18 protein-coding genes are annotated in these 24,289 nt (G+C 40.7%); 8 read left to right on the top strand and 10 right to left on the bottom strand.

Annotated features, from left to right (window positions below):
- Nucleotides 1-910: 910 nt before the first annotated feature.
- The 5 genes from AACS98_RS16715 to AACS98_RS16695 all read right to left on the bottom strand — a co-directional run bounded on the left by AACS98_RS16715 (nucleotide 911) and on the right by AACS98_RS16695 (nucleotide 5,734).
- On the bottom strand, nucleotides 911-1,438 hold the full coding sequence (locus AACS98_RS16715) for an orange carotenoid protein N-terminal domain-containing protein (protein WP_066381867.1): 528 nt from the start codon (nucleotides 1,436-1,438) through the stop codon (nucleotides 911-913).
- A 405-nt stretch (nucleotides 1,439-1,843) separates the two neighbouring features.
- A complete protein-coding gene (locus tag AACS98_RS16710; protein WP_066381870.1) occupies nucleotides 1,844-2,335 on the bottom strand; it encodes an orange carotenoid protein N-terminal domain-containing protein in 492 nt (163 codons plus the stop codon).
- A 216-nt stretch (nucleotides 2,336-2,551) separates the two neighbouring features.
- A complete protein-coding gene (locus AACS98_RS16705) occupies nucleotides 2,552-3,217 on the bottom strand; it encodes a nitroreductase family protein (RefSeq protein WP_066381866.1) in 666 nt (221 codons plus the stop codon).
- A gap of 387 nt (nucleotides 3,218-3,604) precedes the next feature.
- The gene (locus tag AACS98_RS16700) at nucleotides 3,605-4,150 is read right to left on the bottom strand and encodes a hypothetical protein (protein ID WP_066381865.1); all 546 of its coding nucleotides are present in this window, start codon (nucleotides 4,148-4,150) and stop codon (nucleotides 3,605-3,607) included.
- Nucleotides 4,151-4,390: 240 nt separating this feature from the next.
- The gene (locus AACS98_RS16695; protein WP_066381862.1) at nucleotides 4,391-5,734 is read right to left on the bottom strand and encodes a helix-hairpin-helix domain-containing protein; all 1,344 of its coding nucleotides are present in this window, start codon (nucleotides 5,732-5,734) and stop codon (nucleotides 4,391-4,393) included.
- Nucleotides 5,735-6,130: 396 nt separating this feature from the next.
- Between AACS98_RS16695 and gatA the strand changes: the two genes are divergently transcribed.
- Nucleotides 6,131-7,591, top strand: coding sequence for an Asp-tRNA(Asn)/Glu-tRNA(Gln) amidotransferase subunit GatA (gene gatA / locus AACS98_RS16690; protein ID WP_066381861.1), 1,461 nt, complete (start codon nucleotides 6,131-6,133; stop codon nucleotides 7,589-7,591).
- Between the two features lie 71 nt (nucleotides 7,592-7,662).
- Here gatA and AACS98_RS16685 read toward each other — a convergent pair whose 3' ends face one another.
- Nucleotides 7,663-8,496 carry a helix-turn-helix domain-containing protein gene (locus tag AACS98_RS16685; protein WP_066381859.1) on the bottom strand — a complete coding sequence of 278 codons (834 nt, stop codon included), beginning with the start codon at nucleotides 8,494-8,496 and terminating at the stop codon, nucleotides 7,663-7,665.
- Between the two features lie 222 nt (nucleotides 8,497-8,718).
- Between AACS98_RS16685 and AACS98_RS16680 the strand changes: the two genes are divergently transcribed.
- Nucleotides 8,719-9,588 (top strand): alpha/beta hydrolase, encoded by an 870-nt coding sequence (locus AACS98_RS16680; protein ID WP_066381855.1) that lies wholly within the window; start codon nucleotides 8,719-8,721, stop codon nucleotides 9,586-9,588.
- A gap of 452 nt (nucleotides 9,589-10,040) precedes the next feature.
- On the top strand, nucleotides 10,041-11,126 hold the full coding sequence (locus AACS98_RS16675; RefSeq protein WP_066381852.1) for a helix-turn-helix domain-containing protein: 1,086 nt from the start codon (nucleotides 10,041-10,043) through the stop codon (nucleotides 11,124-11,126).
- Between the two features lie 85 nt (nucleotides 11,127-11,211).
- Here AACS98_RS16675 and AACS98_RS16670 read toward each other — a convergent pair whose 3' ends face one another.
- Both AACS98_RS16670 and AACS98_RS16665 read right to left on the bottom strand, forming a co-directional pair.
- Nucleotides 11,212-11,820: a hypothetical protein gene (locus tag AACS98_RS16670; RefSeq protein ID WP_066381850.1), complete on the bottom strand. Its 609-nt coding sequence runs from the start codon at nucleotides 11,818-11,820 to the stop codon at nucleotides 11,212-11,214.
- A gap of 209 nt (nucleotides 11,821-12,029) precedes the next feature.
- A complete protein-coding gene (locus AACS98_RS16665) occupies nucleotides 12,030-12,617 on the bottom strand; it encodes a thylakoid membrane photosystem I accumulation factor (RefSeq protein ID WP_066381848.1) in 588 nt (195 codons plus the stop codon).
- Between the two features lie 280 nt (nucleotides 12,618-12,897).
- On the opposite strand from AACS98_RS16665, the gene AACS98_RS16660 reads away from it, so the two are divergent.
- From AACS98_RS16660 to AACS98_RS16645, 4 genes are all read left to right on the top strand, one after another.
- Entirely contained in the window at nucleotides 12,898-14,235 is a 1,338-nt protein-coding gene (locus AACS98_RS16660) for a Mur ligase family protein (protein WP_066381846.1), read from the top strand.
- A gap of 126 nt (nucleotides 14,236-14,361) precedes the next feature.
- On the top strand, nucleotides 14,362-15,180 hold the full coding sequence (locus AACS98_RS16655; RefSeq protein ID WP_066381845.1) for a type 1 glutamine amidotransferase: 819 nt from the start codon (nucleotides 14,362-14,364) through the stop codon (nucleotides 15,178-15,180).
- A 541-nt stretch (nucleotides 15,181-15,721) separates the two neighbouring features.
- Entirely contained in the window at nucleotides 15,722-21,547 is a 5,826-nt protein-coding gene (locus tag AACS98_RS16650) for a cadherin-like domain-containing protein (RefSeq protein ID WP_066381844.1), read from the top strand.
- Between the two features lie 146 nt (nucleotides 21,548-21,693).
- Complete coding sequence (locus AACS98_RS16645) at nucleotides 21,694-21,939, top strand: hypothetical protein (protein ID WP_066381842.1); 246 nt, start codon at nucleotides 21,694-21,696, stop codon at nucleotides 21,937-21,939.
- Between the two features lie 57 nt (nucleotides 21,940-21,996).
- Here AACS98_RS16645 and AACS98_RS16640 read toward each other — a convergent pair whose 3' ends face one another.
- Complete coding sequence (locus AACS98_RS16640) at nucleotides 21,997-22,155, bottom strand: hypothetical protein (RefSeq protein WP_156481634.1); 159 nt, start codon at nucleotides 22,153-22,155, stop codon at nucleotides 21,997-21,999.
- A gap of 606 nt (nucleotides 22,156-22,761) precedes the next feature.
- Between AACS98_RS16640 and AACS98_RS16635 the strand changes: the two genes are divergently transcribed.
- Nucleotides 22,762-23,658: a S66 peptidase family protein gene (locus AACS98_RS16635; RefSeq protein WP_066381840.1), complete on the top strand. Its 897-nt coding sequence runs from the start codon at nucleotides 22,762-22,764 to the stop codon at nucleotides 23,656-23,658.
- Nucleotides 23,659-23,728: 70 nt separating this feature from the next.
- Here the strand turns inward: AACS98_RS16635 and AACS98_RS16630 are convergent, their stop codons facing one another.
- Nucleotides 23,729-24,223, bottom strand: coding sequence for a methyltransferase domain-containing protein (locus AACS98_RS16630; RefSeq protein WP_084386923.1), 495 nt, complete (start codon nucleotides 24,221-24,223; stop codon nucleotides 23,729-23,731).
- Nucleotides 24,224-24,289 lie beyond the last annotated feature (66 nt).

Genomic DNA, 24,289 nt, shown 5'->3' with positions numbered 1-24,289 from the left:
CGTCTATCTTCCACAACTCCTCACCAGTACCGTCATCCGCCACAAAGTAGAGTGTGCCATTGATGTTGATCAGGTCGTCGGGATAGGAATCACCATCAGGGTTGATATCTTTGAGTAAGAATGCTTGAGACATAATTGTGACTTGAATGTAAGTTAATTTGCTGTCAACATAAAAAATGAATTGATCTCCTGTAGCTTAACCAGGACTGAGAAATTGACGGATTGTGAGTTTAATGCTTGGTTAAATTGTCATACTTGTTACCTAGTTTTTTTGTGTATTATTGGAGTTACTTTTGTCACATCACAAAAACACCCCATACCCGGTAATCTAGGCAAGAGGCTAATTGTTCGGTGAAGCCACCTAGTTTGACCCAAGGCTCAAGTTTCTAAGGACTGGTAAATTACTCAGGTATCAGTGTATTAAACTTATCTTTAGTATTTATATATCAAGCATTTTTCAGAGACAAGGCGAGAATTACGCAAACTTGCTCCTGCTGGCGAAAAATAGGCGAAAATTTCCGTAAAATCTCTCTGGCTCCAGCATCTTCGCCACCGTTCATGATATCATCACCTGCGCTACCGAATACGGATCGTGAGGACAGGGAACTCTTAACAGGGAACAGGGAACAAGAAAAGAGAAAAAATCAGCATTGAAAACTTATCATCAGTAATTAGCCGGACATGATATGACTCGGTTAGCTTTGAATTGAATTAACATTGCTTTTCATCACATAACCATATTTCAGGTTAAGGAGGCAGGAGGGAATCCCCATAAATAAATAATGGGGATTTAACAAGGAAGTCATGGACAAATCAATTCAAAATTCTCCCCTGTTCCCTCTGCTATGCCTAAAAAAAGGGGATACAAGATTTAATTTCTTGCTCCCCCTCATCAGCAATACTTAATTATTTATGCCTTGACTTTCGTCTGTAAAACTTGTTTCAGGAAAGAAACCAACTCATTAGTATTTAAAGATTTCAAAGTGTTGATTAATTCTGTGGCTTGGTTTGACGGTTTATAATCCCTTGGTATGTCAATGACTGTGCTGCCTAATCTTTGACCTAGGAAATACCAAAAAGCTAATTTACCTTCAGCGTTCATTGCGCCATACTCACCTGTGGGAATTGTACTACCACCTTGAGCTAGTTCTACCATTGCTTTACTCGGATGAGGGTCAAGCATGACTTCATCTTGATCATTTCTAGAAGCTGGTAGCAAATCACGCAAGGCATAAAGTTGTTCTTCTGGGGAAAGCTGCTGAATTTGCGCGACTAACTCCGCAGCTTTTTGAGTTGGTAACTTGTCTATCTCACTGGTAGATATTGTTTCGACAACTTTACCAAACACTGAACCGAATACTACTAAACGGTCATCTATATCCAAATTTTTAAAATTAGATACAGCTTGTTCTACAGGATTCACATTTGTAGAAGTCATAAAGTCCTCCCTCATGTCAGGTTGGTTTATTTAACAAAACATAATTAATTGCTGTTTGTTGAGTCAGAAAATCTACAATGTAATAATTATGATTTAAATCAGCTATACCTTTGTTTAGGTTAAAAATTTTAGTGGTATTTGCAACACTATAAAAAGATAGACTCTTTCTGCTACAATCAATCCTTTTAAACCAGTCAAAAGGCAGATGGATTCATTAATCAATCAACTTAAATTATGGATTACAAAGCAAAGGGCGTTATTGAGGGTGCATCTCAACTCAAGAGCAGCTAATTAAACACAGAGAAAAATGATTTATCCTCTGTGTTTATTTATTTATCCTGATTTACCCAGACAAATATTGCTGATCAATCCGCTAACCAGATTTTGCTAGACAATGCTTATTATCTAAATCTCAGCACCTGCTTTTGCTTCTGCACCCATCGGTGAAACGTAATCACGGAAAAGATTAATCTGCTGTTCAAAAGATAAAGCTTTAATTTTATCTAACAGTTGTTGTGATTGAGATGACAGTTGATAGTTAGGAGGCATGGGAACAATAGTTGTATTTTCCATACCTTGAGCTAAACGATACCAAAATAATAGCTTGGTGGTATCACTCAAAGAGCCGTATTCGCGGCAAATTTGATTATCTACACAGTTAATCAAGTCACGTTGTAGTTGTAATTGCTGTTCATGGTTTAATGCTTTGACTTGATTAAATAAACCTTCGGCAATTTCTGGCGACACAGTGCTAGCACGAGGGGCGGCTGGTGTGACGGTGTTACCCATTTCTTTATAGACAAACCAAAACAAAGCAAGCTGTTCGTCTACATTCAATTTTCGCCAGGATTGAACACATTCCCGAATAGTTGGATCGCTGGTTTGTGTATAAGTCATAATGATTGCTAGTTTCATCTTTTGATTTCTTTAGCAACCGTAACAAATATATCTAATGTATTTAACCCTACTAGAGATATAGGTGACTCAATCAATATGTAGAATCATACAGCAGCCGTCTATAGTCATAAGTTAGAAGTCAAGGTGATTTCTCCTAGTGCGATACGGAACAGGTAAGGGTTGAGCAATGCTAAACCCCTACTGTTCACTATTAAATTAATCTTGATAAGGATGATTAATTTTGTCTACAAAGACGTTGTAAGATAATGGCAAGCGACCAGGATCTAAACGGGGTTCGGCTGCATAGCCTACAGGTACTAATACTGCGATCGCTAAATCAGGTTCATTCTCTGCACCTATCACTGCTTTGACTTGTTCTTCAATCCAACCATTCATAAAACAAGTAGATAGTCCCAAACTTTCTGCGGCTAAGACTAAATGTGTAGCAGCAATCATCGCGTCTTTAATCGCATATTCTCGCCGTTTGTCTCCCAATCCGGCTTGAAATTGGGGAATCGCATTTTTAAAGTAATTAACAGTGCCTTCGTTCCATGCGCCATTTTGCAAGGCTTTTTCGTACACTGGGGTTAAGTCTGCTTCGCCAGCTTTAGCATCGGCGGCGAATACAAAGGTAACTGGGGCTTGAATAATTTGTTTTTGATTCCAAGATGCTGCTGATAATGCGGCTTTTTGTGCTTCGTCTTGCACCAGAATAATTCGCCAGGATTGTGTATTAAAACTGCTAGGTGCAGCTACGGTTAACTCTACTAATTGCTGAAGCAGTTCTGGCGCGATCGCATCTGTTTTAAATGTTTTAATCGAGCGACGCTGAATAATGGCTTTTGGGACATCTAATGCTTGAGTTTGGGTGATTGTACTCACGAGATTCTCCTTTAATTGAATCAGAACTTACGCAACTGGCACATTGTTAGGGTGCGTCAGATGTTGAAAATCTGTTCTTTTTTACCCAATTATCGCTGCTGACGCACCCTAAACAAAACTTTGATTATGATTCCCAAAAATAAAAACAACCCCTAGTCATATCTTGCACCTTTCTCAATAAGCGTCGCTCCCTGCACATCCAATGACGTAAAACTAAGGCTTTCAGCAAGTTGCAAGCAATGCCCACCCTACAAAAATTATCATCAAGGAACAGGTGCAAGTTGTGTGCCTACAAGTTGCTAAAGTTTTACTAGATGCAGTCTCAGCAGTCAATAGTCAATAGTTGCATGGATGACCCTCCTCGTCAACGGGGAGGAGTTAGGAATGCTATAAATAGTTAATTCGCTGATAACTTTTGCGCCATTTCTCTAGATGATTAATAGAGATGGATTTAGTAACAACGTTGATACATTCACCTCGCCAATCCATTTCTGAATCTGTAGTAAAAACGCCACATTCTAATTGTTCCGGGGGGATATACCAATAATGAATAAACCGACTTTTTAAAGTAATAACTTGTTCAAATACCTTATTTCTGTGCTTATTTCGGCGTTTTCTTTCGGTTGCTCCCGTTGCTTGTGTATCAATAAATTTAGTTTCGATTAAAAACAGATTACCTTGAAAGGTCAAATACACAAAATCACATTTTCCTAAATCTGTGTAATCGGCAATGGGAGACTTTTCAAATAACAATAACTCATGGCAAGAAGGAAACAAATTACTAATATTTAAAAATAGATAAGCTTGCAAAAGTAATTCTTTATCATAGGGAAAGACAATCACACCCTCAAAGAATTGTTTAATTTCTTCGTGAGTTTGGGGTTGAATTTTTTTACAATACGAGACAAATTTACTTAAGTCAGTTGTAATCATTCAGTTTCAACTCCTTCCCCTAAATCTTGCCTAAGTCAATATGGCATAAAAAAATACCATGAGTTACCTAAAACTAACATCCGCATAAGTAACGAAAAAAGTATTAATTTTCATGAATATTAAGGGAATATGCGGAATTGGGGAGTGGAAGGAATTGGGCATATATGATGTAGAGACTAGCCCTGCTGAGTCTCTACAAGTCAATAGTCAATAGTGAGTTGTTATTCACCCTACAAGCCTCTAACCACCAGTGAGCGATCGCAAGTGTGCAGAGAATCTAGCATTTTGCAGAGCTTGAACGGTAATACGAGCATCTTGCACGCAAAATTGCCAGCCCAAGCGGACTAACTTCCGAGAATTGTCAGATTGTATAACTCCTACCACCGGCATTTTTGCCTTTTCTTTATCACCTGAATGTTCTTGTAAAATAGTTTTCAAGCGATGTAATTCTTCGATGTTGCCTACTTGTTGGGTATTTAACTCCACCATCACCATCTGCACTGTTTCTACTGGTTCTGCATCTTCTACAATTAATTGCACTTGTTCGTCTCGTCGGTCTAGTTTACCCCAAATAATTAATCTGACATCAACTTGCAAAAGAAAACTTATACGCTCGTAAATTTTGGGAAACACTACGGCTTCTGTTTGAGATGTTAAGTCTTCGATTTGCAAAATTGCCATTGCTTCGCCTTTCTTGGTCATCACTTTTTTAACATTGTTGAGCATGACAACCACACACAACTTTGCGTCTTCCCGTTGTTCACCAAGTTGAGAAAGATTAATTGGGGTTAAAAGGGGTGCGTGTGTTAAAGATTTGAGAGGATGGTCGGAAACGTAAAAACCTAAGAGTTCCTTTTCCATGCGTAATTTTTCCTGTGGTGGATAATCGTTCACAGGTTTAGCTTTAGGTGCAGACTCAAAGGCGTTTGCTGTTTTTTTATCCGTGGTAGTAGGAACACCCAACAAATCAAAGAGATTTCCTTGTCCGGTGGCTCTATCTTTAGCACGACTTTGCGCCCAATCGTAAACTAATTCTAAATCTTGGATTAATTGTTGACGATTAGATTCAATTTTGTCAAAAGCTCCGCAGTAAATCAATGATTCGAGAGTCCGACGGTTGACGGTGCGAAGATCGACGCGATCGCAAAAATCCGACAAAGATGTAAACACACCGCCTTCATCCCTAGCTGCCAAAATAGCAGCGATCGCATTATGTCCCACATTCCGCACCGCCGAAAACCCAAACAAAATCTTTCCATTCACAGGTGTAAAGTCCACCCCAGAGCGATTAATATCTGGTGGTTCTATTTGAATATTCATACTCAGACAGGTAGAAATATATTTCTGCACCTTGTCTGTGTCACTACTGTTAGCAGTCAGTAAAGCCGCCATATATTCCAATGGATAATTAGCTTTCAGATATGCAGTTTGATAAGTTACATATCCATAGGCCGTTGAGTGGGATTTATTGAAACAATTAGAAGCGACTAAACCATTTTTGATCACAAAATTATGGTCACGCTCAACCCCGATATCATAGACATTTTGTTTACCAATATATTTACGAGTAACAACTTTAACCATAATGTTTTTTCACCCGGAGGAAAATTAGTCTAAGGGATATACAAAATTTTAGACTAGGGGAGTGGGGGGAGTAGGGGGAGATGAGGGAGATGTAGCTTGCTTCTCTTTCCCTACGGGACGCTCCGCGAACAGAGACGCTACGCGAACGCGTAGCGTCTCGTAGAGAACGCGCAGCGTATCCGTAGGATTCACCCGCAGGGTGGGAGATGAGGGAGCGAGAGAGGCAGGGGAGCAGGGAGCAGGGAGCAAGGGGGAGAAGACTTTCCCCTTTTCCCCCTGCAAAGAACCCCAATTCTTCTGATTTCCCAGTCCCCAGTCAAGAGTCCCCAGTCCCCAATCCCCAATGCCCCCCAATATGTACTAAAATCAATGGTTTGAGTCACTGAGGGAGTAATCATGGCATCCATCCGCGAGTTACACGAACAGCTAGTAAAAAAAGAACGTTCGGCTGTTGAAATTGCCCAAGAAGCTTTAAACCGTATTCAAGCTTTAGAGCCGAAATTGCACAGTTTCTTACACGTAACGGCAGAAAAAGCTTTAGAACAGGCTAGGGCTGTGGATGCCAAAATTGCTGCTGGTGAAGAAATAGGACTACTAGCGGGAATTCCGATTGGCGTGAAAGACAATATGTGTACTAAGGGAATTCCTACCACCTGCGCCTCTCGGATTTTAGAAAATTTTGTTCCGCCTTATGAATCAACGGTGTCACAAAAATTGATTGATGCCGGGGCGGTGATTGTTGGTAAAACAAATCTAGATGAGTTTGCAATGGGTAGCTCTACCGAGAGTTCTGCCTATCAAGTGACTGCTAACCCTTGGGATGTGTCGAGAGTTCCTGGTGGTTCGTCTGGGGGTTCAGCCGCCGCCGTAGCAGCCGACGAATGCGTTGTTTCACTCGGTTCTGATACTGGTGGTTCAATTCGCCAACCAGCATCTTTTTGTGGCGTAGTGGGACTCAAGCCGACTTATGGGTTAGTATCCCGTTATGGTTTGGTGGCTTACGCTTCATCTTTGGATCAAATTGGGCCGTTTGGTCGCTCAGTGGAAGATACGGCGATATTATTGAATGCGATCGCCGGTTATGATCCCAAAGATTCCACCAGCTTGAAAGTTGAAATTCCCAACTATGCAGCCAGCTTAAAACCAGACCTGAAAGCTAGAGGTAAACTAAGAATTGGCATCATCAAAGAAACCTTTGGCGAAGGTTTAGATTCTGCCGTCGAACAAGCCGTAACCACAGCCATCGAACAACTACAAAACTTAGGCGCAGAAATTCATGTAATTTCTTGTCCTAACTTCCGTTATGGTTTAGCCAGTTACTACATTATCGCCCCCTCAGAAGCATCAGCTAACCTAGCTCGATACGACGGCGTAAAATATGGTTGGCGTGCGCCAGAAGCAGATAATTTGCTGTCTATGTACACTCGTACCCGTGCGGCTGGGTTTGGTGCAGAAGTCAAGCGTCGGATTATGATTGGTACCTACGCCCTGTCTGCTGGTTATTACGATGCTTATTATCTGAAAGCGCAAAAAGTCCGCACCTTAATTAAACAAGACTTTGAAACAGCTTTTGAGACAGTGGATGTCCTGGTAACACCTACAGCACCTACCACAGCCTTTAAAGCCGGGGAAAAAACAACTGATCCCCTGAGTATGTACTTGAATGACTTGATGACTATTCCCGTCAACCTGGCTGGCTTACCAGGAATCAGCGTCCCCTGTGGTTTTGATGAGCAAGGACTACCCATTGGCTTACAACTCATTGGCAAAGTGCTAGGAGAACACCAACTACTGCAAGTAGCCTATGCTTATGAACAATCAACTAATTGGCACCAACGTCAGCCGCAACTAGGTTGAGGTATAGGAGACTGAGGAGTAGGGGAGCAGGGGAGCAGGGGGAGCAGGAGAGAAACACTAATGACTATTGACTATTGATTATTGACTTTTGCAGAATAAGTCACTTGTTTAACTTCTCCTAAATTGCCTAACAATGTTGCTGGTTGCTCATTGACAGCAATCAATACCACACCCGCATTACCGGAACGCACAGTCAGCTGATTTTCTGCTGTCCAAGTTTTCCGTTGTCCCTTGGTTAAATTCCCTACAAACTCCGTTTTACCATCGGCTTTCACTTCTATCCATGAGTTACCTTGCAGTTCTAGAGAGACTGTCACCTGGGAATTATCAGGGCTTTTGGGTGAGGGTGAAGATGCTGTACTGACAGGTGATGGAGTGGTTTTTGCTGTATTATCGGCTACAGCATCTTGTTTGCTCGGTAAAGTTTCGGCTATGGGAGATGAAGCAACAGGCGTGGGTGATGAGTCTTGTTTGTTTGCCGAAGATTGAGCTGTTAATTTGGAATTGAGTAAATAAATCAGTCCAATCACAGCCACTGCTGATAATAAGACATAGGGGACAGGAAGCGGTAAGCGAATTTTAGATATTTTATGGGCAATTTGATTGTCTTCCTGTGGATTTTCCTCTTGAGACTCTGGTGGTAAAACGTTCACTGTAAAGGAGTTAGCTAAAGCCGTACCATCCAACCCTAGGATATCTGCATAACGACGGATAAATCCTTGAATGTAAATTGGTTCTGGTAATTCTTCAAACTGGCCTGCATCCAGAGCTTTTAAGAAAGTTAGTCTAATATGTGTTTTAGCAGCTACTTCTTCTATACGTATGTATTTCTCTTGTCTTACCTGTACTAACTGTTTACTTATTTCTCGGAGTTGTTCTTCTTGCACTTGGTTTAATAGCTTCACAGTCTTCTCCCACCATTCACTAATTTGACTATTCACCTGTCAGTCTAATTAAATCCAGTTAATATGATTACTGTGTCCTTCAATTTTGGCATCACATTTTCATTTTAATGAGACTTTCTAATTAGCAAATGTTAACTGATTCTGGTTATTAAATAATTATGTCTTTATCAATATTTGTTAAAGTATCAAATTAGCTGCTTACATATCAAAAAATTGTCAACTATGATACAATTAATTTTTAAGCTTCTACCTGTAGCTAGCACAATCGCAGCGATCGCTTATCTGACTATTTGCCTATTTCTGTTTGTCAAACAAACTCGGTTTATTTTCTTTCCCTCTAGTAGCATTGAAATTACACCAGAGTATTTTCAACTTCCATATCAAGATATATGGCTACCTGTAGAAGTAAGTTCTGGTAAGCTGGAACGTATGCACGCTTGGTGGATTCCCGCCGAGTCACCCCAATCTCAGGTTTTGTTGTACTTGCATGGAAATGGGGTAAATATTGGCGCAAATGTAGCACACGCTAGTAGATTTCATCAACTCGGATTCTCTGTATTGTTACTTGATTACCGGGGTTATGGCCGCAGTGAAGGGAATTTCCCTAATGAAATCAACATCTATCAAGATGCTGAAACTGCTTGGAATTACTTAGTACAGCAGAAAAAAATTCCACCTGAACAAATTTTTATTTATGGGCATTCTTTGGGTGGGGCAGTAGCAATTGATTTAGCAGTCAAACAGCCCAAAGCAGCCGGATTAATTGTAGAAGGTACGTTTACTTCTATCCGTGATGTTATAGATTATCGCAATACCTTCCGCTTATTTCCGATTGATTTAATTTTGACACAGAAATTTGAATCGATTAAAAAAATACCACAATTACAAATGCCAATTTTAATCATTCATGGCACTGGTGACTCTACAATACCTTCCTTTATGAGTCAACAATTGTATGCTGTAGCACCCGAACCGAAACAGCTAATTTTAGTTCCGGGAGCAGAACATAATGAATTAGCAAAGGTAGCAGGTGTAAAATATCTGCAATGGATTGAGTCTTTTGTTCAGCAAGCAGCATTCATTAGTCATTAGTCATTAGTCATTAGTCATTAGTCATTAGTCATTAGTCATTAGTCATTAGTCATTAGTCATGACTAGACTTTGCCCTCTTGTTTTATGAGAGGGTACATATTTTACTGGTTTATTGCGGAAAATGCTGAGTTAAGGCAAAAATCTTAACATTATTAAGTTTTCAAATTCAAAGTAATAGATTTTTGGGAAATACTTAAGTGTTAAAATTTAAAACTATATCCTAGTATACAGAAATTTTTCTTAAGTGCTACTCACCTATCAGCACAATACCAACAAATATTTACTTGATATACAAGGTTTTCAGTTCGCATTCAATTATGCGAATAATTACGGATTTAATTAGAAGTTAGGAAAATTTGTAAAATTAATACTAAAACTTCCGGATAGATTTATGAAGAAAAGAAAAAATTATACAGAATATCTTTATTTATTTACTCAAAAATACCTGAATTATGACTACGACAGGTGTGTATTTATTAAATATTCCCGGAAGGCCGAGTTTTGCCCTTTCTCAAGATGAATTGCGATCGCTCCTCAGTCAGATTGAGACTGAACTGCATCGTAGTCAAGTTTATCGTCGTATTGTATCTAGGTTACAAATCTTATTAGGTGCTTCAGGTCAACAAGCTAAAGTATTGTGCAAAGCTATAGGTAGAGAAGCAATTAGTATCACCTGTCAGCAATTTGTAGAACAACAACAGCAAAATTGTGCAGATATTCCACCCAATCCTTACAATACCTATATTTCACCCAATTTTCACCCAAAAAATCCTCATCATTCCTCTACTTGCTCAACACCAGCGTCCTTAATTTCTGAGCCATCAGAAACAAATACTCACCAAGATAGTCAGTCATCCGCTTCTACAGAAGTGAAAACTGCAAAAGATGCTGAACACAATCCAGTTAGCAAACTCAACCAGTGGTTAAAATCAAACAAAAAACCTGCCAAAACTAATCTAGCCGAGCAAATAGCAGAAGAACAGCGTCTAGAAACAATGCGTAAAATAGGCTTGCAACTTAAACAAGCCCGTGAGTCAAAAAAACTCAGTTTGAGTCAACTTTACATTTATACTCACATCTCCCCCCACCAAATGGAAGCGGTGGAAAATGCCAACTTTGACGTTTTACCAGAAGATGTCTGCTTGCGGGGATTTATCCGCGTCATGGCAAATGCTTTAGGATTAAATGGCACAATTTTAGCAGCTTCTTTACCTAAACCCACCACAGAGCCGTCAGTTGTCCCTTCTTGGTGTCAACAGAAAACTCATCCCACAGGCTTAAAATTAGAATTACGTCCACTACATTTATATGTAGGTTATACAGCCCTCGTAGCTGGAGCAGTAGGAGGATTATCTTATATATCTCAGTCAACAACTACTGATAGTCGGCGAGAAAAAGACATAGTTCCACCATCTTCATCAGTTTCGCCATCACCACGCCATCAGACTGAAACCGTAGCCAAACCAGGGATTAAGTCTGGTGCGCTGGGTAAAAGTGTCGGCAATGATATTTCTCCACCGGAAGCACTGGAGAACTAATTCATCATTTAATTGTAGGATGCCTCAAAGCAGCACGTAACGCACCGCATAATTGTGGTGTGTTACATTTAATTTATATCCTGACTCAACCTATCGGCAGATTACCAGGATTTACAGCATGAATAAATTCACTACCTGATTTTGGTCTACCACGTTTATAACTTGCTTCTTCTGGTTTACCCCAACCAAGCTGTAAAATTATCTCCAAAAAGTTAGAATTTTCCCACTTCCATAAACTAGCCCATTCTGTGATGTGAGCAATTCTCTCGACATCAGCGATAGTGACTTTTTGATGTTGTTTACTATTATTAAAACTCAAATACAAATCCATCTTTGCCGTCACTGCACACCAAAAATCCCAAATAGAATTTTTGGCTGATTTCAATATTTCCAAGTCGCTATTGAGTGCAATTAATTGCGTGTCTACTTCTGGATAGCGCAAGCTTTTACCTTTGACTGTCATCTCGCGCCAAATCACACCCGAAACTTGATTTTCTCGTTGATAATCGTGAATCGCAGCTTTAAAGTCTTGATAAGCTGTGAATTTCTGTAGACCCTCGGTTCTGATAAACTGGTCAATCACAGGATTACCAGAAACCTTTACTTCTAACTTGAGACGTTCACCTTTAAGGCAAGCTTGACGTTCAGCTGCCAAAATTTGAATTAGCTCCTCGGTAGTGTAAACCTTTGACATCAGAACACTCTCAATTAGTCATTGGTCATTAGTCATTAGTCATTAGTCATTAGTCATTAGTCATTAGTCATTAGGAAAAAACTCTGGACTATTAAATTTGGACTATTAACTAAAAAGCAGATATATCAAGATTATCCTTTGCAACATGAAAAATACAGTAACAGATGGTACTAAAATACAGGGCAGACCAATTTGGTCTACCCTGACAATTATTTAGCTAACTCGCTGCTGAACTCGTTGAAAGATCGCCGCTTTAATTGTACTGATTCTGTACGTGGTAATAAATCAAACACTTCACGCAGTCTATCATCTATCTCTTCAAAGGGTACTTGACCCTGCTTATTTAAAACTACCTCACCTGACTGATTAAAGACTACAACTTGAGGCACACCTCCAGTATAGTAATATCCTGGTTCTGTGGGGTCGTAGCTCGGTTTAGCGGGAATGGTATCTACACTCACCGGCATAATCTCAGCTGCTTGACCGTAAAATTCTTGTACTCGTGAAATCACAATCGCATACTGTTTACAATCACTACTATCATCCAAATAAAGAGCCATCACCGTCGGTTTATGTTCGGCTAAAGCTTGGGCTAACGTGAGTTTAGGCGGTACTAGGGAACCATTACCCGCATAAACCACAAACATATTGCCATCATAATTGTCATCATTAATACCTGCCCAGACTGGCTGCGTAGTAACAATCAACAAACAAGTCAACAATAACAGGCATTTGGAAACCAACCGCCGCCAGTCAGCAATTTTTTTATGTAAAAAATGAAACTTGATACTAATCATCAAAACAGAACCTTGCAAGCTACTATTTATCGTTAGGTGTGCTGAATTCGGCAAACAGGGCTGGATATATGACACCCGTCTACTATTCTTAAGATACCTCTTGGGGGAATTTACAGGGAGTAGGGGATGAGGGGATGAGGGGGATGAGGGGGATGAGGAAGATTTTTACCCCAGAATTCTTTAATGTTGAATGTTGAATTTTGAATTTTGAATTAATCAATTACTCTTGACGAATGACTAATGACTAATGACTATTAACTAAAATATTGAGGATACGAATGTGGGTAATAAAATCAATCTCATAGATAGACTGCGTTTAGGGTTTGCGGTGTTGACAGCGAAAAGTGTGACGTTTGGGGTGCGATCGCTCCGTCTCGGTGCTGCTAGTGTATTACCAGGGTCTATTGCTCGTCGCATTGAACCACGTCTGTTACAATTACTCAGTCAGCAAGTCAAAAACGGCGTAATTATCATCGCTGGTACTAACGGCAAAACTACAACGTCTCTACTCTTACGCACAATTTTAGAAAACCAAGGCTATCGCGTCTCCCATAACTCCACAGGTGCAAATCTGGAAAATGGTTTGATGACAGCGTTGCTAGAAAGCACTAACTTAGTAGGGACGCTGGATGTTGATTATGGAATTCTGGAAGTAGACGAGAATATTGTCCCCAAGGTGTTAACACCACTCCAGCCAAAAATCATCCTCTGTTTGAACCTATTTCGGGATCAACTTGATCGATACGGTGAAGTAGACACCATCAGCAAGCGATGGACAAAAGCTATTTCAACTCTTCCACCAGAAACGGTAGTCATTCCCAATGCTGATGATCCTACTTTATCTTATCTCGGTCAACAGCTAGCGCAAAAGGTGTTATTCTTTGGTTTAAATGAGCCAGAACATTATTTAGAAGCTATTCCCCACGCCGTTGATTCGATATATTGTCCTCGCTGTGGGCATTCTTTAGATTATCAAGGTGTATATTTATCTCATTTAGGAGATTTTACTTGTCCTAGCTGTGGATTTAGTAAGAGTCAGCCAACCTTAGCAAGTCAGGAATGGCAACAGATTTTAGTTGGTTTGTATAACAAATACAATACCTTAGCCGCAGTCACAGCCGCTAAAGAATTAGGCGTAGATGAAAGTACCATTCGAGATACTATTAATAATTTTCAAGCTGCTTTCGGAAGGGCGGAAGATTTAGTCATTGATGGTAAACGAGTCAGAATTTTATTATCAAAAAATCCTGTGGGAACGAATGAGACAATTCGGGTTGTCACTCAAAGCAGCGATAAGACAACATTAATGGTGTTAAACGATCGCACTCCTGATGGTACAGATGTATCGTGGATATGGGATGTAGATACAGAGAAATTAGTCGAAAGAGGAGGGACATTAGTGGTGAGTGGCGATCGCGTCTATGATATGGCCTTACGTCTGCGTTACAGTGAAAAATCACCCCAGAGTCATCTAAATTTAATTGTCGAGGAAGATTTGCGGCAAGCGATCGCCACTGCCTTAGAACACACACCAGCCAATGAAACCTTGCACATTCTCCCCACCTACTCAGCCATGCTAGAAGTGCGAGAAATTCTCACAGGACGTAAAATTCTTTAAATTAGTCATTAGTCATTAGTCATTAGTCATTAGTCATTAGTTCATTGGGGAGGTTGACTTTTGACTTGACTTGTCCCCAGTCAAGAGTCCCCAGTCCCCAGTCAAGAGTCCCCAGTCGCTAAAACTATGAATTCTCAAGAATTAGAATTAACAATCGGTTGGCTATATCCTACACTGATGAGTACCTATGGCGATCGCGGTAATGTCATTACTATAGAACGTCGCGCTCAATGGCGGGGATATAGTGTTAAAGTCATACCCCTCGACCAAAACGCCACCGCAGATGATATTAAATCTGTAGATGTCATAGTTGGAGGTGGCGCACAAGACAGACAGCAAGAAATCGTCATGCGCGATTTACAAGGCGCGAAAGCTGAAGCCATCCGTGAAAAAATCGAAGCTGGTACACCAGGAGTCTTTACTTGTGGTTCACCGCAACTATTAGGACACTATTACGAACCCGGACTAGGGCAACGTATTCAAGGTTTAGGTATACTCGATTTAGTCTCAGTCCATCCCGGCGAAAACACCAAGCGTTGCATTGGTAACTTAGTCATAGAAGTCACAGCTAGCCGACTAGCGCGAGACTTAGAAGAGATGACTGGAACTAAACCCTATTTAGTCGGGTTTGAAAATCACGGTGGACGTACCAAATTAGGCAAAGTCGAAGCCTTGGGAAAAGTCGTCTATGGTTTAGGCAATAATGGCGAAGATGGTACAGAAGGCGCATTCTATCAAAATGCCATAGCCACCTATTCCCACGGGCCTTTATTACCAAAAAATCCCTTTGTCGCTGACTGGCTCATTCAAACAGCCTTGCGGTTAAAGTATCAGCAACCTATTACTCTCCAGCCATTAAATGATGATTTAGCCCTACAAGCCAGAGAAGCCATGTTTCAAAGGTTAAAAGTTAATCTTCCTCATACTGCTGTAGCCAAAGTCTAAACCTATCATCAGGTGGGTGTTACCCACCTGAATATTTAATATTTTTTAATATCTCAGATGAAAATATGTATGTGCAATTTTTCTATCTAAAAATAAATTGATTTATTCTTTTATTAAATAAAAAATTATATTTATTCCTAGAAAAAAAATGGATGTCATAGCATTAATTTAATTCTTAAAAATAAATTTTATATAAATTAAATTATATTGGTCACAATGTAATTAATCAGCCTTTTACCTGGAAGCAGAAATGATTTTGCTATATCAATTTGGTTAATTTCAGGCATATTAAGAGAGCAAAAATTTATACAAACTTTAAAATTTAAGTAAAAATTAAATTCTGGATTATTTTAAAATTTTTACTAAATAATCTTGCATAGCCTCCGAATTTACCGAGAGTAATTTATGAGGTGAATTTCACTTATAGGGTAGCAATTAGAAAATTTTTTAACTAATCTGCTGTTTAAGTAGAGTCAATTTAATCCTAGATCAACCCCCTATAAATGAGATATTTACCTGATCAATTACCTGGGAAAATTCTGTGGGCATAAATCCTGAAAATAAGCAATTAGCCACTGATATGCCTAATCTCAATCCCATTCTAGAAAACGACTTGGTGAAGACAGCAGCCAATACACCCATCACCATTAGCCTAGCTACTCTTTTAGCTAATGATACAGATCCCAATGATGATGATTTGTTGGTGACAGGGGTAAGTCAAACTAGCTATGGCAGCTTAGTCAATAACAACGATGGCACTTACACTTACACGCCTAATACTGGCTACTATGGCTTTGACTCTTTTACTTACAGCGTCAGTGATGGACAAGGGGGTGTCAGCACTGCCACAGTCAACATCAATGTTTCTCAACCATACGTCGTTGTGGATAGCCTAGACGATGGTTATTACATCATTAACAAGCTGACCACAGTTAATAACACTTTGTACATTAGCTCATTCGGACAGAGAGACACAACGGCAATTTGGAGAATTAACCAGACTACCGGCAATGTAGAGTATGTTAGTGGTTATGGTGAGATTACTGGTGGTCGTTTAGCATTAATAAATGACACTCTTTACCTAGCTAGCATCAGTAGATCAACTGATCAAATCTCATCAATCTATAAACTGGATAATTCCACAGGAAAGTTTGTAGAGATTGGAGGAAGGATTCAAGCCTCTGGTGATTTAGTATTTTTTAAGACAAATTATTCTTTTAATGAATCGCTGAAAAATGTAAATGGCACATTCTACCTAACAACAATAGGAGTAGATTATAGTTATGAAAGCGGGAATATCTCATTGTGGAAAATTGACAACACCACAAAAGACTTTGTACTGGTAATCCAACAGCAGGATAATATTGTTGACTTTGACGAAGTAAATGGCACACTTTACGTCATCGGATATAACCGCAGTAATGGGTATAATTTGTCGAAAATTGACAACGGTACAAGCACCCCTGTATTTGTAGCGGATATCAGTCCCGGAAGTGGATACAATAATCAACCCTATTTTCTGGGCAGTGCCAATGACACTCTTTACTTAGTTCTCAATGACGCTATCAGGGGCAATGAGTTGTGGAAGATTGACAACAGCACAGGCAACCCTGTACTCGTAGCAGATATCAATGTGGGGATTGGATCTTCTAATCCCAGCTTCGTGGGCAAATTCAATAACACATTGTACTTTGTTGCCAATGGTGGTAATACTGGCCGAGAACTGTGGAAAGTTGACAATAGCACAGGCAACCCTGTCTTAGTAGCAGATATCAATCCGGGAGTTGGATCTTCTAATCCTTCTAACCTGATTCAAGTCAATGACAAGGTTTACTTCATTGCAGATAATGGTAATTCAGGCCAAGAACTTTGGCAACTTGACCTGACTACAAACGCTGTTGTACAAGTTAAGGATATAAATCCGGGGGCTGGATCTTCTAATCCTAGTAATCTCACCAATATCAATGGTAATTTATATTTCACGGCGAATAATGGATCTACAGGGTTTGAATTGTGGGTGCTTGACAAGCATACTGCCAACCTAGTACAACTAACAGATATCATTAATCCGGGGTCTGCTTCTTCTTCTCCCAGTGATATTTACCAGGTCGATAACACTGTTTACTTTTTGGCATCTAGCAGTGGTGGCTACTACAACCGTCAACTGTGGGCATTTCTTGTAAATCCTGAGTCTGTTAATATCTCTCCTGTCGCAAGCAACGACAGCATCACTACTAATGAGAACACACCCATCATCATTAGTGCGGCGACACTGCTAGCCAACGATACCGACGCAGATGGGGACACTCTGTCAATTACAACCATCACACAGCCAACTAATGGCAGCCTGATCGATAACAACAATGGTACATACACCTACACCCCCAATCAAAACTACTCCGGCACAGATAGCTTTACCTACAGTATCAGTGATGGGCAGGGTGGTAACAACACTGCGACTGTTTACTTAACTATCAACAATGTGATTACAGGTACATCAGCATCAGAAACCCTCAATGGTACAGCTAGCAACGATATCATTGACGGCTTAGACGGTAATGACAAGCTGTATGGCAAGTTAGGTAATGATACCCTGCGTGGTGGCACTGGTAACGATTGGCTAGATGGTGGTACTGGCGCAGATGAGATGATTGGCGGTAGTGGCAATGATATTTACTTTGTAGACGATTCAGGAGACACCATCGTTGAAGAGGCAAATGGTGGTACAGATGCAGTTATCTCTACTATCAGTTGGGAATTGGGCAATCACCTAGAGAATTTAACACTCACAGGCAGTAATACTATTAATGGTACTGGTAACAGTGGTAATAATGTCCTGATTGGTAACTCGGCGGCGAATGTGTTGTCAGGCGGTAGTGGCAATGATTGGCTGGTTGGTGGCGCAGGAAATGACAGTTTATTAGGTGGTACTGATAATGACACCCTGTACGGCGGCACTGGTAACGATTCGCTCAATGGTGGTGCTGGTGCAGACGAGATGATTGGCGGTAGTGGTAATGACACTTACTATGTAGATGATTCAGGAGACGCTATCATCGAAGATGCAAATGGTGGCACAGATACAGTGAGTGTTAATTTTAGTTGGGAATTGGGCAATTACTTAGAAAATTTAACACTCACAGGCAACAATGCCATCAATGGTACTGGTAACGATGGTAATAATGTCCTGATTGGTAACTCGGCGGCGAATGTATTGTCAGGCAATAATGGTAATGATTGGCTTTCTGGGTTAGGAGGTAACGATCGCCTCTTAGGTGACAATGGTAATGATACCCTGCATGGTAATGATGGTGACGATACCCTGATTGGTGGTAGAGGTAGTGATTCCTTAACTGGTGGTGCTGGTAAGGATAGTTTCCAATTAAGTCGTCCTGTGGGTAGTGATTTTGATACCATCACCGATTTCAATGTTGCCGATGACAAAATTATCATCTCCAAAGCGGAGTTTGGTTTGAGTCAAGGCGTGGGTGTGTTGGATGCGAGTGTATTCCGATTGGGGACAAGTGCAACCACGGCAAGCGATCGCTTCATTTATGACCAATCTACAGGTAATCTATTCTTTGATGCCGATGGTAATGGTAGTGCTGCACAAGTCAGAATTGCTCAACTGTCGAATAAGCCAGCCCTTGCCAATACTAACATCACTGTTGCCGAAATCGCACCTCCAACTACTCAGTTCAAAACTTTTACGTTTTATTCTCCTGGAATTTACCCATTTGGTCTAAATTACTTTACTGGAGAAGATACTGATGATAACGGATTTATAGATGAGTCTGAGTTATCAACATTTTATTTCGATTCCAGACGATATTGGGGATACGTGTATGACCTCAATGATGTACGTAGCTTTAGATACCAACTAGGAAGTAACTCAGTATCATGGAAGATTGCAGGCAGTGGCAAACCTACTTTATTCGGATTTGGTGGCCTAGTTGCAGAATATCAATTACCTGCTCCCATTCAGCACAATATTGGCACATCAGCATCAGAAACCCTCAACGGTACAGCTAGCAACGATATTATTGACGGCTTAGACGGTAATGACAAGCTGTATGGCGAGTTAGGTAATGATACCCTACGTGGTGGCACAGGTGCAGACGAGATGATTGGTGGTAGTGGCAATGATATTTACTTTGTAGATAATTCAGGAGACACCATCGTTGAAGAGGCAAATGGTGGTACAGATGCAGTTATCTCTACTATCAGTTGGCAATTGGGCAATCACCTAGAAAACTTAACACTTTCAGGAAGTAATGCCATTAACGGTACTGGTAACGATGGTAATAATGTCCTGATTGGTAACTCGGCGGCGAATGTATTGTCAGGCAATAATGGTAATGACAGTCTGTATGGTGACGCAGGGAATGACAGTTTATTAGGTGGTACTGGTAATGACAGTCTGTATGGTGACGCAGGGAATGACACCTTATTAGGTGATACTGGTAATGACACTCTGTATGGTGATGCTGGTAACGATTGGCTAGATGGTGGTGCTGGCGCAGACAGTTTGGTAGGTGGTAGTGGCAATGATATTTACTTTGTCAACAATACACAAGACACCATCGTTGAACATGAAAATGGTGGTACAGATGCAGTTATCTCTACTATCAGTTGGGAATTGGGCAATCACCTGGAGAATTTAACACTCACAGGCAACAATACTATTGACGGTACTGGTAACCGTGGTAATAATGTCCTGATTGGTAACTCGGCGGCGAATGTATTGTCAGGCGGTATTGGCAATGATTGGCTTTCTGGGTTAGGAGGTAACGATCGCCTCTTAGGTGACAATGGTAATGATACCCTGCATGGTAATGATGGTGACGATACCCTGATTGGTGGTAGAGGTAGTGATTCCTTAACTGGTGGTGCTGGTAAGGATAATTTCCAATTAAGTCTTCCCCTGTTTGGTGATTTTGATACCATCACCGATTTCAATGTTGCCGATGACAAAATTATCATCTCCAAAGCGGAGTTTGGTTTGAGTCAAGGCGTGGGTGTGTTGGATGCGAGTGTATTCCGATTGGGGACAAGTGCAACCACGGCAAGCGATCGCTTCATTTATGACCAATCTACAGGTAATCTATTCTTTGATGCCGATGGTAATGGTAGTGCTGCACAAGTCAGAATTGCTCAACTGTCGAATAAGCCAGCCCTTGCCAATACTAACATCACTGTTGCCGAAATCGCACCTCCAACTACTCAGTTCAAAACTTTTACGTTTTATTCTCCTGGAATTTACCCATTTGGTCTAAATTACTTTACTGGAGAAGATACTGATGATAACGGATTTATAGATAAGTCTGAGTTATCAGTATTTCATGCAGATTTAAGACAGTATTGGGGGCAATCTGCTTTGTATGACCTCAAGGATGTACGTAGCTTTAGATACCAACTAGGAAGCAGTTCCGTATCATTTAACATTGCAGGCAGTGGCAAGCCTAATTTATTCGGATTTGGTGGCCTAGTTGCAGAATATCAATTACCTGCTCCCATTCAGCAGAATATTGGCACATCAGCATCAGAAACCCTCAACGGTACAGCTAGCAACGATATTATTGACGGCTTAGACGGTAATGACAAGCTGTATGGCGAGTTAGGTAATGATACCCTGCGTGGTGGCACTGGTAACGATTGGCTAGATGGTGGTGCTGGTGCAGACAGTTTGGTAGGTGGTAGTGGCAATGATATTTACTTTGTAGATAATTCAGGAGACACCATCGTTGAAGAGGCAAATGGTGGTACAGATGCAGTTATCTCTACTATCAGTTGGCAATTGGGCAATCACCTAGAAAACTTAACACTTTCAGGAAGTAATGCCATTAACGGTACTGGTAACAGTGGTAATAATATCCTGATTGGTAACTCGGCGGCGAATGTGTTGTCAGGCGGTAATGGCAATGATTGGCTTTCTGGGTTGGGTGGTAGCGATCGCCTGATCGGTGACAATGGTAATGATACCCTACATGGTAATGATGGTGACGATACCCTCATCGGTGGTAGTGGTAGTGATTCCTTAACTGGTGGTGCTGGTAAGGATAATTTCCAATTAAGTCTTCCCCTGTTTGGTGATTTTGATACCATCACCGATTTCAATGTTGCCGATGACAAAATCCTCCTTTCCAAAGCGGAGTTTGGTTTAAGTCAAGCCTTGGGTGTGTTGGATGTGAGTGTATTCAGATTGGGGACAACTGCAACCACGGCAAGCGATCGCTTGATCTATGACCAATCTACAGGTAATCTATTCTTTGATGTCGATGGTTTCGGTGGTACAGCACAAGTCAGAATTGCTCAACTCTCCAATAACGCAGTCCTGAGCAATATTAATATGACAGTGATTGCATAGTTGAATAGTTTACGGTAGGGAGCGATCGCCCTCTACCGTAACTGTCTTTTGTCGGAACTAAAAACTCATGCTTCTATCGTCAGAGAGAGATAGGGACTTTCAAGATTGCTCACAATAGATGAGCATCATCTCACCAAAGGTAACTTATGAGAAATTTAGTGTCCCTTGCTGTAGCAATGTTTTTGGGAACTGCTTTCACAGGGTTAGTAGTTTACAGTTCTCAAGCAGTCAATCAAAAATCAGATTTAATTGCCCAAGAAACACCTACACCTACACCCACACCCACACCCACACCTACACCCACACCTACACCTACACCCACACCTACACCCACACCTACACCTACACCTACACCCACACCCACACCTACACCTACACCTTCACCCGATTAACTCTATCGGTTTTCAATAGTGTCTGATTTCATGCCTGTTATGCCCTGACCATCTTTCTTATAATTTTACAGTTGGTTGTTTCGCTACAGATGTTAAAATATCTCTCAACCACTGCTCCATGCGATCGCCCATTGGGGTTTGAGAATCTTGGACAATTTCAGTGAGTCCACCATGACGAGCAGCTATCATCGGTACATCACAGGCTAACGCTTCAATAGCCTCGTTACCAAAAGCTTCTACCCAAAAATGTCTATGCTGGTGTCAAGGTATGCACAGCAATTGTACCAGGAAAATTAGTTGATCTTTGCTCAAGTATGCAGTTCATAGCATCGGTTAACCCACCCACGCTGATTACAGCAGTTTTTGGTTAATTAAACCACAGGTGTAGACAATCAGCATGGTTAGTCTCTACAAGCTGCTGAAAATTTCGTTTGTGGGGCTAAAAAATCATATCATGTCCGGCTAATTACTGGTGATCAGTTTTCGATGCTGATCTTTTCTTGTTCCCTGTTCCCTGTTCAGAGTTCCCTACCTGACATCTTGCACCAGTTGCTTTATTGCGATTACAGGGCGGTGGGCAATGCCAAAAATTCCCTCAAACCCTGATTTTTACGTTGTTGGCAGTGCATCGCCCTACGGTTATTGAGAATGGTGCAAGATATCAGCTACCCCAACAGATATGATAACTATTCAAACGGACAAACGGACATGATATCAGTCATGGTATTTGACAAGACAACTTAGTGTAGGATATTACGATTGAAAACTTGGTATAAAGTTTTCTCTCGGCTATTCTAAGTTTTTACTTTGTCAGAATTATAAATGAAATCGACTATCTTACCTGAACCTCTCAAACCCGGAGATTTACTAAGAGTTATTGCCCCCAGTGGTGCTTTGCGAGAATTTGCAGCCTTTGAGCAAAGTATAGAAATTTGGCGATCGCGCGGTTATCGTATAGAAGTAAGTCCTGATATTGCTCATCGTTGGGGATATCTCGCCCACAAAGATGAATTTCGTCGATATCAATTAGCAGCCGCTTGGCAAGACCCAGACTGTCGTGGTATTCTCTGTGCTAGAGGTGGTTTTGGTAGCACTCGCATCTTAGAAAATTGGCATTGGCAAGTAAACTCCACTCCTAAATGGCTGATTGGCTTTTCTGATATCACCGCTTTATTATGGAGTCTTTACAACGCAGGTATATCTAGTGTACATGGCCCTGTATTAACCACCTTAGCTGATGAACCAGACTGGTCAATTCAGCGTCTTTTCGATTGGGTAGAAGGAAAAACCCTGCCACCCCTGAAAGGATGCGGTTGGGGTGGTGGTGTGGCTACTGGGATTTTACTCCCAGGAAATTTGACAGTGGCTACCCATCTTTTAAGCACACCAATTCAACCTAACTTTGATGGTGTAATTTTAGCTTTAGAAGATGTCACCGAAGCACCATACCGCATTGATAGAATGCTGACACAATGGCGTTTAAGTGGGATTTTAGCAAAAGTCAAAGGTATTGCGTTAGGTGGCTTTACTAAATGCGAAGCCCCAGCCCACCTGCCTAGTTTTAGTGTAGAGGAAGTATTGCGCGATCGCTTATCTGATTTAGGTATTCCCATAGTTTCAGATTTACCCTTTGGTCATGATAGCCCGAATGCAGCTTTACCCGTTGGAATACAAGTCACTTTAGATGCAAATGCAGGGATATTAGAAATTCAACAATAAATTGATCTAGAAAAATTGCAATGGCTGTTGAAAATCAAAAATAGTTAAACATCAGCCATAATCAATGCAACTAAACTAACTTCCGGTAGCAACGAGCCGTAATTTGGTGAGGGTGAAATATCTCTAAAAACTGACTTTGAAGGGTACGATAGAAAACTTCTACCAAATCAGGATCATCAAGATGAAAAGGATGCTCTTGATTATAACTTTTAAAGAAACACCAATTCATGATAATTTTACCCTCATCTTTTAGAACTTGATGAAACTTTAATAACTGCTGGCTAGGGTCTGGCAAATGTTCTAAAACATCAAAAGAAATAATAGTGTCAAAAGTTTCTTTATCAGGCAACTCTTGACAAAACACAATTTTTTCACTTAACCCCAACTGTTCAGCCCGATATTTAACCAAATCACGATTAATCGGATTAATATCACAATATACAACCTGCTCAACCTGTGGATACATTGCCGTACCAAGGGTATGCGTCCCAATTCCACCACCAAAATCTAAAACCCGACCTTGAGCATGATCTGTAATTAGTAACAACGTATTGAAATAGTTCATTTTCCAGCAAATTATGATAATATCAAAAGTGTGTTTTGCTTCTTGAGCATCTCTGCTAATAACCTA

This window comes from Anabaena sp. CA = ATCC 33047 (assembly GCF_963870205.1).
In the GTDB taxonomy this organism is placed as follows: Bacteria; Cyanobacteriota; Cyanobacteriia; order Cyanobacteriales; family Nostocaceae; genus Trichormus.
The sequence above is the reverse complement of the archived record's forward strand: the minus strand, read 5'-3'. Positions and strand labels throughout refer to the sequence as shown.